Raw genomic sequence first — 12,071 nt, 5'->3', positions numbered from 1 at the left:
ATTATTATGAATATTATTAAAAATACTTTACAATTCGAGAAAAATTAGTAGAATAATAATTAGTGATAATTTTCTGATAATTTAAAATAGAAATCTCTCAAAGTTAGTTTCGTACATATAATTGGGGAGGGTACAAAAATGAAGAAAAAGATGAAAAAGTTTACGGCGGTTGTAGCGCCAGTATTAGCAATGAGTGTGGCGTTAACAGCATGTTCTGGATCTTCTGGTGGGGAGAAGAAAACGACTACGACGTCTAATAGTGGTGGGGAAGAGAAAAAATCCGATATTAAATATGCGGCAAAGCAAGTAATGAATCGTACAGAAACGAATGAAATTCCGACGATGGATACTTCTAAAAATACAGATACGTTAGGTTCTCAAATTTTAGGAAACACGATGGAAGGGTTATATCGTCTAGATAAAGATAACAAGCCAATTCCAGCAGCGGCAGAATCTAGTACGAAAAGCGAGGATGGCAAAAAATATACATTCAAATTACGAAAAGATGCAAAATGGTCAAACGGTGACCCTGTAACAGCGAAAGATTTCGTATTTGCATGGCAACGTCTAGTAGATCCAAAAACAGCTGCTGAGTATGCGTTTATTGCTTACTATCTTAAAAATGCAGAGGCAATAAATCAAGGGAAAGCAGAAGTTTCTACATTAGGTGTAAAAGCAGTAGATGATTATACACTTGAAGTCGAATTAGAAAGACCAGTACCATATTTCTTAAATTTAATGGCATTCGCGTCATACTATCCATTAAATGAAAAGTTCGTAAAAGAAAAAGGAGATAAATACGGTTTAGAGTCTGATACGACAGTTTATAATGGACCGTTTGTACTTACTGATTGGAAGCATGAGCAAGGATGGAAATTAAAGAAAAATGATCAGTATTGGGATAAAAAGACAGTGAAACTGGATGAAATCAATTATAGTGTAGTAAAAGAAGGGGCTACTAGAGTAAATTTATATGATACAGGTGCAATTGATTTCGCACTTTTATCAGGAGAATTTGTTGATAAATATAGAAACAATAAAGAGGAGTTTGGAGCATATTCAGAAACAAGTACGTTTTACTTACGTTTAAATCAAAAACGAGGTGGGCAAGATACACCGTTAAAGAGCAAAAAATTACGTGAAGCAATTGCTTTATCAATTGATAAGAAAGCTTTAACGAATGTCATTTTAAATGATGGCTCAAAACCAGTGGATTATTTAGTACCAAAAGGTTTAGCAGCTGGACCAGACGGTAAAGATTTCGCAGAAACGTTTAAAAATGGTTTAAAACAAGACTCTAAAAAGGCAGCGGCAGCCTGGGAAGAAGCGAAAAAAGAACTTGGAAAAGATCAAGTAACAATAGAGCTATTAAATTATGATACTGGTAATGCGAAAAAAGTTGGGGAGTATGTAAAAGATCAAGTTGAAAAGAATTTAAAGGGTGTAACAGTAAATATTAAACTTCAGCCATTTAAGCAAAAGCTAAAATTAGAATCAGACCAAGATTATGATTTCTCATATGGCGGCTGGAATCCAGATTATGCGGATCCGATGACATATCTTGATATGTTTGAGACAAAAAATTCGCAGAACCAGATGAGCTACTCAAATTCAAAATATGATGACATTATTAATAAAAGTAAGACGGAATGGATGGCTGATGCAAAAAAACGTTGGACAGAGTTAGGGAAAGCAGAAAAATTGTTACTTGAAGAAGATGTAGCGCTCGTACCTTTATATCAAAGTGGTAGATCGTATGTTATGAAACCAAATGTAAAGGGAATTGTGAAACATAATATTAGTCCGGAATATAGTTTCAAATGGGCGTATGTAGAAGAGAAATAGTAAAAGGAAAAAGCGTTTTCAAGTTGCAACATTGCACTTGAAAATGCTTTTTTTCTGTGCACTATTTTTTTCTGGATGAATATATGTATTATAGAAAACTTGAAGGAGAATCCCATGAAGCGAAACACATACATCGATTTCCTAGCTTATTACGGAATAGGAAGTGCTCATCCTGGTGGCTTTACGTTAACAAAACAATTGTTAGCACACCTGCCTTTTAAATATGGAGCGAATGTCCTTGAGATAGGTTGCGGTACGGGGAAAACAGCAGCGTATATGACAAGGGAATTTGGTTATAAAGTAACAACGGTTGAAAAGAATGAAATTATGATTCAAAAGGCAAAAGATAGATGGTTGTTTGAAGGGTTAGATATACAATTAATTGAAGGAAATATAGAGAATTTACCGTGTTTGAATAACTCATTTGAGTTCGTACTTGGAGAATCAATCATCGCTTTTACAGACAAAGAAAGGGTTATCTCGGAGTGTTATCGTGTATTACAGCAGGATGGTAAGCTTGTTGTCATTGAAATGATTATTGATAGGCACATTGATAAGGGTGAGGAAGAAAAAATCGTCCAATTATATGGCATGAAAGAACTATTAACTGAGAATGAGTGGGTACAATTATTTCAGAAAGCAAATTTTAAAAGAATCACAATTGCTGGCGGTGGCACGATTGCAGAAACGATCTCTGGCTATGTAGAAGAGCCAGAATGGAATGTATCCTCACATATTCCGAATGAGTTATATGAGGCGTGGGTACAGCATGAAAATGTACGGCTTATGTACCAACACATTTTAGGGTATCGTATTTTTATATGTGAAAAATAAAGAAAAAGAGTTGGCTAAAGGTAGTCAACTCTTTACTATGTTAAATGAAAAATAATGCAGCTAATGTAATTCCGAAGATGAAACCAAATCCGAGTTCAACACCCCAGCCACAACCGCCGCCACCCCAGCCGCCGCCACCACAACTACCGCAACCACGGCCACCACATCCGCAACTGCTGAATCCACCACCGCATCCAAATCCGCAACTATCACATCTGCTAAGGCCGCCGCAAAGGTCACAACCACCGTTTGCATAAGCATCATAGTATCCGAATCCTGAATCAAAAGATGAGCGCTGTTGCACCGGTTCGATCCATACAGAGTTTTGTGTCAAATCGATTATTTTACCTAAATGTATACGGCCATCACGGTCTTCAATCCGAACAACTTTTCCGAAATAACGTTGGCATGTATCATAACATTTTTGTCTATGCATATTCTTTCCTCCTTCCGCATTACAGTAATACGATATGTAAGGGGGACAAGTGCGGCTTGTACGAATGCCCTATCTATCATAATTGTTATAGGAAAGGGGAAATATAAGAAGAGGATATATAAGGAGGAAAAGGCATGAAATCTACAGATCAGTTTCAGACATACGAAGTACCATGGGAAGATTTTATTGAAGCGTTACGAGAGGAAATGAAGAAGCAAGTAGGGGCAGATATTATTGATACAGTAGTTTGCAATTTAGAAGATGGTTTTGAAGTGTATACATATGTGCAGGGGGATTTAGATTTTGAATATAAGGAAGCGCTTGAGAGCAAATACGGAAGTGATGCGAAGACACCTAATGTGTTAACGATAATGTTATTAGCTAGTATTTATAATACAGGTGAAGAGAATATACGCTTGCATGCGGATAATAAAGAGAATCCGATTGTTGAAGTGTATGTAAAGCAATGAAACACGCTGTGAAAGGCGTGTTTTTTATTTGTCACGCTATTTGTGGGCAGTAAGACCCCCACCTCAAAATTCAGCGGAAGCAAAGAAGTTAGGTAGGGGATCTACTGCCCGTAAATGCCCGATTGGTGAAGGCTAATAATCAGTGGGGGATGAACAAAACCCCATTGATTCAAGTTTCACTTTATATGATAAAATATTAGAAAATTGAGAAAGAAGGTGAAGGATTGGGAATTAAACATCTTAATTTAACAGTTACAGATGTAACAGCAGCTAGAGAGTTTTTAGAGAGGTATTTTGGTTTAATTTGTAGTGGAACAAGGGGGAATGCCTTTACAGTTATGCGTGATAATGATGGATTTATACTAACGTTAATGAAAGGAAAAGAAGTTCAGTATCCAAAAACATTTCATGTAGGATTTCCACAAGAAAGTGAAGAACAAGTAGATAAGATAAATCAAAGATTGAAGGAAGATGGATTTTTGGTCGAGCCTCCTAAGCATGCCCATGCGTATACGTTTTACGTTGAAGCACCTGGTGGATTTACAATAGAAGTGATGTGTTAAGTCAAAAATCAAACTTTTTGTTATGTGTTTTTAAAATAAAAAGTAGGAAAAGTCTGTTTTAAGTGTGGAGCTTAAACAGGCTTTTTTACTTATATAATTGGATAGAGAATGCTAGAAGGAATATTACCAAGTGTCTGATCTGTTTACATAATAAAGTTATGGTGGGTTAGTTGTCCTAAAATACAAGTCATATATCTTGTTTCCTCTCATAAATTTAAACATAGGAATTTGTCTACAAAGGTGGCGAAGCCTCATCATGAAAATCCGAATTTGTGCCACGTTCATGTTGTTTCTATTTATATGTTTACCTTTATCAGCTTTTGCAAAAGGAGAGGAGGCAAAGGAAAGGGTCGTTTCACTTGTATATGACGATTCGGGCAGCATGAGAAATAACGATCGCTGGAAATATGCCAATTATGCTTTGCAAAGTTTAGTTGCGCTATTAGATGAAAAAGATAAATTTTCTTACGTTCCAATGAGTAAGCCGAATGATCCATTAAACATTTCGTTAACGAAGGATAAAAGGCAAACAGAAATTGAGGGAATTGGAGCGTGGAAAACGTATTTAAATACTCCATTTAGCGCGGTAGAAACGGCGATGCAATCTATAAAAAAGGAAGCAGATATAGATGGAAAACGTGAATTTTGGCTTATTGTATTAACTGACGGGGCATTTAATGATTTAGAGAAAGATAAGGTTGGCGGAAAAGAACAAATTTTGCAGAAATTAGCCCAGTTTAAGAAAGAAATGGATGCAAAAAAAATATCGTTACATCCAGTCTTAATTACGATGGAAGAAGATTTAGGACAACAAGAAAAAGAACAATTAAACACGTTCAAAGAAATATGGAAGAAAGAGATAAATGGTGTTACGATGCCGTCAAGCGGAGAAGATGGCATTGTAAAAAGTGTAAATCAAGTGGCAGCATTAGTTGCAAATCGTGATCCATTCTCCTCTGTTGAATCGATTGTAAAAACGAAAGTAGTGGGGAAAAGAGTAGAGATTACAACACCGTTTCCATTAAAGCGTATGACGCTTGTACGACAATCGCCTTCTCTGCCCGATTATCAGGTCACACAAATTTCTAAACCATTACAATTACAATCTTCTTTTTCCATACATGCACCAGGAGAAGCAAAATTGTTCGGAAATATAGTTCATATAAGTACGGAAAATCAGGAAGTTATTAAACCAGGAACTTATACGATAGAAGTGGACCAGGACATTGAGAAAGAAGGACTACAAGTACTAGTTGAACCGGCGCTTAATTATACGGTTTCTACTTATGACAAAGATGATAGTAGTCAAAAAAATGTAGAGGAAATGTACGAAGGTGTTACTGCTGTTATTGAAGCGAAGCCTACGGAGTTGCCAGTTCAGTCTTCTTACTTTCAGGCAGAAGTAGAAATAGACGGAAAACAATATCCGATGAAGTGGGATGATAAAAGGCATGTGTTTTATTACGAAACTAAGCTTGGTAAAGGGTTAGTACGCGGGAAAGTTCATATGAATATAAAGGGGTTTTATAGACAGACGAAAGAATTTAAAATTGAAACAGCTGAGAAACCAAAATTATCACTTCAAACTGTTACAAAAGATTATGAAGAAAAAGTGACAAATTTAGAGAATAGTAAACCATTTGTTTTGCAGCCACAGTTAGATGGTAAGCCGATGACAGAAGAAGCTGTAAAAAAACTATTAAAATCTACTGGTGTCACATCTAAACAATCAATCAATTATGAAATAACGCAACATGGAAATCAGATCTATGTTTATCCTCGTCCCTATTACTCCGACACATTTAATTTTACAGATACCGGCACCGTAGAAGCTACCATCGTAATGCAGGATTCAAAATTACAAGAAGTAAAGAAAAACATAATATTCCATATTCAAGATGCTCCGTTTTATGAAAAATATGCGCTTATTTTTAAGTTTGTCATTCCTATCACTTTATTACTACTAGTAGTAGGAATCATTGTTTTAGGATGGATTGTTCGGCCAAGATTTCACCGGAAAGCACTACTGTATTATGAATGGGATCAAGAGGTAGCGAAAGATTGGCTATATCAATCTGAACCAGAATTACTTCGAAATAAATGGTGGAACCATTATTTTGGTATCCCATTTAGAGCAGAAAGAAAAACAGTGCAATCCGTTACGTTTATAGCGAAGAAAGGTTCGAAATCTGTCTTTGTAGCGAAAGAATCACAAGTAGTTGGAATGATTATTGATGGGATGTTTATAACAAAGGATGAAGTAGGAATGGAACATAAGACACTATATCCAAATGAACTTTTACTAATTGATAGGGGATATGGTAAGGAGATTTACAAGTACGAATGTGAATAGTAGATAGGGAAAAGAAGGGGATGGAGTATTGATTCTCTTTCCCTTTTTTCAAACAAGCAAGAATAGGAAGGTGGTTCACATGACATTACAAGTTCCAACAATATTAATTGGTTTAGGTGGAATCGGTAGTACTGTGACGCATCAAATATATGAAAAATTGCCTGAAGAGCGCCGGAAAAAGGTAGCAATGCACGTATTTGATACAGATGTGAATACATTGAGTAAATTTGATCATATTCGAAAGTTTAAGACACAAACGAGTTCTAGTAAAACGCCCAGGGAGTATATTGCAGGAGATCCAACAATCCCAGAGTGGTTTCCGATGGATCCGACTATACTTGATAAACCATTAACAGAAGGAGCAGGACAGTTACGCGTCATTTCACGTTTAGCGTTACGTGCTGCGATGAAAGAAGATAAATTAACGTCCTTTTGGCAAGAAATTGAGAAAATTTTTCCGGTTACAAGTGATCAAACAGAATATGGTGTGCGTGTCATTATAGTAACATCACTAGCAGGCGGAACAGGTTCGGGGATGTTTCTGCAAATTGCATTATATTTACGTGAAATGCTTCGGAAGAAATTGCAGCATCATAACATTTTAATACGCGGTGCGTTTTTAATGCCGGATGTTTTAGTAAAGACGAGAACAGTTAGTGCGAAAGAGTTTGAAACGGTGCAAGCGAACGGCTATGCATCGTTAAAAGAATTACATGCTATTACACTCGGTTCTACTGGGCAATTATCAAAACGCGGCGGTGTAACAATTGAATTAGAGTATCGCCCTGATCAAGTAGATGAAGACGGAAGAACGAATCATACAATTAAACAACATCATTTACCGTACAATTATTGTTTCTTATACGATTACGAAAACCTACATGGACACCATTTACACAATTTATCAGACTATATGGAACAGATGGCAAATACGATTTATTTACAGTTATTTAGCCCGATGTCCACAAGTCATTTTGCGCAGGAAGACAATCAAATTCAGCAATTGGCAGAATCGAGCGGAAAAGGGCGATATTGCGGAGCAGGAACGGCAAAGCTCATTTATCCATATGAACACGTGTTAAAATATTGTGCTTTAAAATGGGCTGTGCAAGGTTTAGATGAATCGTGGCTACATTTAGATCAACTATTTCAAGAGAAGAAGCAAAGATATGACCAAGATGTAAAACGTGGTATGCAGCGTGAAAAACCTGAACGTGGCAAAAGTTATTTAGAGGATTTGGAACATCTTGCTACCCGTCCAGAGCAAGCGCATATTTTCTATAGACAAATGTATAATGAAACGCGTGAAGGAGCAGAGGGTGGTAAGCTTGGAGTTGCGAAATCAAAACTATTTTTAGAGGCAGTAGAAAGTTATGTACAACGTACGGTGCAAAAAGATGAGGAATTAAATCGTCTGCAACATGAGTGTAAAATTTCAGCTGCGAAACTGAAAATGATGGAACAAATGAAAGGTGAAGTAGCAAGAGTGGATCATGCGGTTCGTTTATATGCCTATGCGATTCCGAGCCGTGTACATGAACATGTAACGACACTTTTATATGACATGATTGAATCAGATCGCTTTTCACCAAGTGGTTCTGAAGGGCAGTCCTATCAATTAAATACATGGTTTTTAAAAAAACAGATCCAGTTCACCCAGTAGCAGCACGTTTTATGTTATATGAAATTCGAAAGCAGTTAGTAGAAAAAATGAATCGACTACATGAAAATAATGAACAAAAGCGTAATGTAATTCAAAACTACGATAAAAAATTTAATGTGGGTAATATTGATGGGACGGTAACGGCTGTACGCCGAGTGGAAATTGCTCAACAACAAGGCTGGTTTGGAAAAATGATTAATAATCAGCAACGTTTATTCAAAAGAGAATTTGAAGACATCGTAACGCAATATGTACACAAATTAAATGAATATCGAAAAGAAATGCTATTAGAACTTGTATATCAATCGCTATATCAAGCAGTGAATAAAATGATTCAATATTGGGAAAGATTTTTTGATAATTTACATGAAACACGTGAAAATTTACTGTTCGAAATCCAAAAGCGCAGTAAGGAATTTGAAGGAAAAACAAACCCGACGAATGTATATGTATTAGCTGAGGAACAGCTGCAAGAAAAGATATGGCAAGATATGCAGCAACATTTAAATTTAGGTGTATTACCGAAAGATATATCAGCGGAAATTTATATGAGTTTGTACGGGGAATATTGTCGTGATGCGAAAACAGAAGAGATTCAGTCGAAAAAGGTAGAGGATTTCTACCGCGAACATATACTGAGCTATTGTTATGACGAACTGCAAGTACGCTATCGTGATAAATTAGAACTGAATATTATTGAAGCGTTGCGAAAAGAAGCAGATTATAAGAAACGTGATCGCGATGAATACGTTCGTGAAAAAATTGAAGACCTGTTCCATTTAGCGAGTCCATTCGTTCCGAAAGTTGCTCATCATAGGGAATTACAATATTGGGGTATACATCCTTCTTTAAAGAAAGAGCTGCAAGAGGAATTAATTCAAGAAATGTTTAAAGAAAAAGATACAGTACATGAAGCCTTTTCACCATTTGAAGTGATCTGTTATCGAGCGCATTATGGCTTATCGCTGCAAGACTTTCCTAAATTATCATCAGGACATATTTCAAACGGATTTATGAATGATAAAGGTGACTATTTCCAATCGTATTATCGCCGTGTAAACAAATTAAATAGTAAAAAATCTAGTTTAACGCCGCATTTGGATAAGTATTGGCACTTACCAGCCTTTATGCCAGATTTAAACGCGACTCAAACAAAATTAGATTATGATAAATGTAATCGTGCATTACTATACGCATATATGTATCGCTGGATTAGTTTAGTTGCTGTTGATGGACAGTTTGTGTATCAATATAACGGTGTAGGACGTAGCTTTTTAATTCAGTCGATGGGGAAAAATATTTCAAGCGAAAGTTATAAATTACACAGAGCGTTGCTTCATAATCCGTTTATTTATGAAAACATCTTGTCACGATTTGAAGAAGAGCAAGAAAAGGCGATGATACAAGGTGGACATTTATATACACATCCGTTCGTATTAGGAGCCCAAGATGTAAGATGGCTTAGAAAAGAACATGTCCACAATCTTTTAGATATGATTTTAATGTATGACCGTGAAGCGAAGTATGATCCGACGTTAGAAGAAACATCAGATGAATTATTAAGACTATTCCTTGATGAAATCGAGTTGTATTTCCAGAACTATTACGGTACAGGTGCTGATATGGTGGCAAAGAAAGAAAAAGAAATGTTTATTAAACAATTGTGGGATCGCTCGCATGCGAAAGGATATGTAGATCCAAATAGCGCTCCGTATAAAAAATGGCAAAATTTATTAAGTGTTCAAGATGAAGAAGAAACGCCAAAAACGAATGTATAATGAATGAAAAGGGAATCCTTAAAAGTGGTAATACAACTTTAGAAAAGAGGGATTCTGATGCCGTTTTTAGGAAGTGTATATCAAATATTTGGGTTATATCCGGAACTTTATTATGGGATGATTTCAGCGGAGCTGCAAGAGGAAGCTCAGAAGGAGCATCTTGAAAATAGTAGTGCAGAAGCTGAAGTGGAAGAATAAAAAAAGTGCAGATGAAAATCTGCACTTTTTTGTTAGTATTAAAATGGTGACATAACCCCAAACGAATTATTATTTTTAAATAATAATTCGTTTGGGGTTATTATGATTTTTATTGCATTGTATGTAATGAAAATTGTATGAAAATCAATGTAATAAAATGCGTATGAATATTAAGTTGGAAAACAACAATGTTTTCGAGAAAATAATTATGTATAAAAATAACATTTGATACATAATTAACTGATTATTTTTGAGTGATTTATTATTGACAATATAATTAATTGTATGATAAATTCAATCAGCATTCTTAATGGTTTTTTGGTACGATTAATATTTTGAAAATTCAATACGACATAAAAAGATTGATTTTTCTGTTTTTTTGAGGTGGTTACTAAGTCTATAGGGGAAGTGAACTATGTATATTTTTATTTTTAAAATAGAACAGTAATAAAGAATGTAACAAGTAAGAGATAAACTTGAAAAAGAGGTTTTAAAGAATGAGTCTTTTCATAAAGAAAGCAATGGATGAAGAAAAGAAAAAAGTATTGAATCAAACTTTAGGAGCGATTGATCTAACTCTTTTAGGTATTGGAGCAATTATTGGTACAGGTATTTTCGTATTAACTGGTATTGTAGCAGCGAAACATGCTGGTCCGGCGATTGTATTATCTTTTGTATTAGCGGCAATTATATGTGCATGTGTGGCTTTCTGTTATGCTGAATTTGCATCTACAGTTCCAGTTTCGGGAAGTGTATATTCATATACATATATGACACTAGGTGAGATTTTTGCATTTATAGTTGGCTGGTGTGTTATGCTGGAGTATTTATTAGCGACTTCTGCGGTTGCAGCAGGCTGGTCAGCATATTTTCAGTCATTGCTACTAGGTTTTAATATTCACATTCCTACGATTTTTGCTTCGGCACCAGGAATGGGGAAGGGTGGAATCATTGATTTACCAGCAGTTCTTATTATTTTAGTTGTTACATTTTTATTAAGCCGTGGTGCAAAAGAAAGTGCACGAATAAATAATATAATGGTTATTATTAAACTGGCTGTTATTGTAGGATTTATTGTTGTAGGGACACAATATGTAAGACCAGAGAATTGGCAACCATTTCTACCGTTTGGTTTTCACGGTGTGGTAGGGGGCGCTGCTACTGTATTTTTTGCTTTTTTAGGATTTGATGCAGTTGCAACAGCCGCAGAAGAAGTGAAGCGTCCACAACGTAACGTGCCAATTGGGCTACTTGTTTCCTTGTTCATTTGTACCGTTCTATATGTAGGTGTTTCATTCGTGTTAACTGGAATGGTTCCGTTTACGGAATTAAATGTTGCTGATCCGGTTGCATATGCGTTGCGCACTGTAGGAGAAGATAGAATTGCTGGGTTGTTATCGGTGGGAGCGATAGCAGGGCTAACAACAGTTCTGTTAGTAGCTATGTTTGCATTTGTTCGTGTATCTTACTCGATGAGTCGAGATGGATTGTTACCACAAAGACTTTCAAGTGTCCATAAACGTTTACAAACTCCATTTTTTAATACGTGGGTTACAGGTATACTAGCAGCTTTATTAGCAGGATTAGTGGATTTGAATTTATTAGCTAATTTAGTGAATATGGGAACGATAACAGCGTTTGTGTTTGTATCTATAGCTGTCATTGTATTAAGAAAGACACATCCTAATATGAAGAGGCCATTCCGTGCTCCTCTAGTACCTTTTTTACCTATCGTTTCGATAGTAAGTTGTATATATTTAGCTTTGAATCTTTCTAAGCTTACTTTAATTAGTTTTGTTGCATGGATTATAATAGGTGTTTTCATATATTTTGTATATGCTAAAAAACATAGTAATGTTAGAAATAGAAATAAAGTATAGTCCATTGAAATAATACTTGTAATGGAAATGCAAACACGCTACTTATTCATA

The 12,071-nt window shown here is 35.7% G+C and carries 8 protein-coding genes and 1 pseudogene; 8 read left to right on the top strand and 1 reads right to left on the bottom strand.

The features are described from left to right. Positions 1-138: 138 nt before the first annotated feature. Positions 139-1,845: a peptide ABC transporter substrate-binding protein gene (locus tag JFU02_RS08780; RefSeq protein WP_000728480.1), complete on the top strand. Its 1,707-nt coding sequence runs from the start codon at positions 139-141 to the stop codon at positions 1,843-1,845. A 114-nt stretch (positions 1,846-1,959) separates the two neighbouring features. Continuing rightward, positions 1,960-2,679, top strand: coding sequence for a class I SAM-dependent methyltransferase (locus JFU02_RS08775; protein WP_098838345.1), 720 nt, complete (start codon positions 1,960-1,962; stop codon positions 2,677-2,679). Between the two features lie 40 nt (positions 2,680-2,719). On the opposite strand, the gene JFU02_RS08770 is transcribed toward JFU02_RS08775, so the two are convergent. Beyond that, positions 2,720-3,115, bottom strand: a complete 396-nt coding sequence (locus JFU02_RS08770; RefSeq protein ID WP_000554969.1) for a hypothetical protein — start codon at positions 3,113-3,115, stop codon at positions 2,720-2,722. A gap of 134 nt (positions 3,116-3,249) precedes the next feature. On the opposite strand from JFU02_RS08770, the gene JFU02_RS08765 reads away from it, so the two are divergent. The 6 genes and pseudogenes from JFU02_RS08765 to JFU02_RS08740 all read left to right on the top strand — a co-directional run bounded on the left by JFU02_RS08765 (position 3,250) and on the right by JFU02_RS08740 (position 12,020). Further along, a complete protein-coding gene (locus tag JFU02_RS08765) occupies positions 3,250-3,585 on the top strand; it encodes a hypothetical protein (protein WP_000842886.1) in 336 nt (111 codons plus the stop codon). A gap of 224 nt (positions 3,586-3,809) precedes the next feature. Further along, the gene (locus tag JFU02_RS08760; protein ID WP_061665768.1) at positions 3,810-4,148 is read left to right on the top strand and encodes a VOC family protein; all 339 of its coding nucleotides are present in this window, start codon (positions 3,810-3,812) and stop codon (positions 4,146-4,148) included. A 256-nt stretch (positions 4,149-4,404) separates the two neighbouring features. Then, positions 4,405-6,501 (top strand): vWA domain-containing protein, encoded by a 2,097-nt coding sequence (locus tag JFU02_RS08755; protein WP_000702066.1) that lies wholly within the window; start codon positions 4,405-4,407, stop codon positions 6,499-6,501. 79 nt (positions 6,502-6,580) lie between these two features. Then, positions 6,581-9,942: pseudogene (locus JFU02_RS08750) on the top strand (tubulin-like doman-containing protein). Positions 9,943-9,999: 57 nt separating this feature from the next. Then, positions 10,000-10,140, top strand: a complete 141-nt coding sequence (locus tag JFU02_RS08745) for a hypothetical protein (RefSeq protein WP_001116193.1) — start codon at positions 10,000-10,002, stop codon at positions 10,138-10,140. A 497-nt stretch (positions 10,141-10,637) separates the two neighbouring features. Beyond that, a complete protein-coding gene (locus JFU02_RS08740) occupies positions 10,638-12,020 on the top strand; it encodes an APC family permease (RefSeq protein WP_061665765.1) in 1,383 nt (460 codons plus the stop codon). The last annotated feature ends 51 nt before the right edge of the window (positions 12,021-12,071 follow it).

Origin of the sequence: Bacillus sp. TH13, assembly GCF_016651175.1 — a bacterium.
GTDB lineage: Bacteria > Bacillota > Bacilli > Bacillales > Bacillaceae_G > Bacillus_A > Bacillus_A thuringiensis_S.
The sequence above is the reverse complement of the archived record's forward strand: the minus strand, read 5'-3'. Positions and strand labels throughout refer to the sequence as shown.